1 pseudogene is annotated in these 455 nt (G+C 54.1%); it reads right to left on the reverse strand.

Going from position 1 to position 455, the window contains the following annotated elements:
- Positions 1–455: pseudogene (locus SLS51_RS23345) on the reverse strand (hypothetical protein); the annotation flags it as partial.

Below are 455 nucleotides of genomic sequence, written 5' to 3' on the forward strand. Positions count from 1 at the left end.
GCATAGCGTGGCCGGAATGGGTCGGCGATATCGCCGCTGACCGTGTTTTCAGGGTGTGCCTCAATGCGGGCAAATTTGGGTAAATGCAGCCCTGCCGATAATTCGGGGTAGGCGGCATCAATCTGACGCTGCATTGGCGTTCTGGTCTGCGACTGACCGGTCAGTTTGTTGACGGCTTCCCATGTAATGACCATGTTTTCATTGTTCAGATTGACCTTGTTCAACCGGTGCTGGTTGATCACCACGCCTGGGCGCAACGATGGGATCATGGAAATGGTCATCGCATTGCCCGCGGACTGACGCTGGCTAAATGCATTCGGAATATCGACCGGTTTCCCCGCAAACATCGAATGCGCCCCGCTGCCCACATAAACCGAACCCTCCGGCAACTGATACCAGAGATAATCCTCAATCGAAAAAACCTGCCCAAGATTAGCCAGCAACTGATAGCCGGT

Origin of the sequence: Photorhabdus africana (genome assembly GCF_035181445.1) — a bacterium.
Lineage (GTDB): Bacteria > Pseudomonadota > Gammaproteobacteria > Enterobacterales > Enterobacteriaceae > Photorhabdus > Photorhabdus laumondii.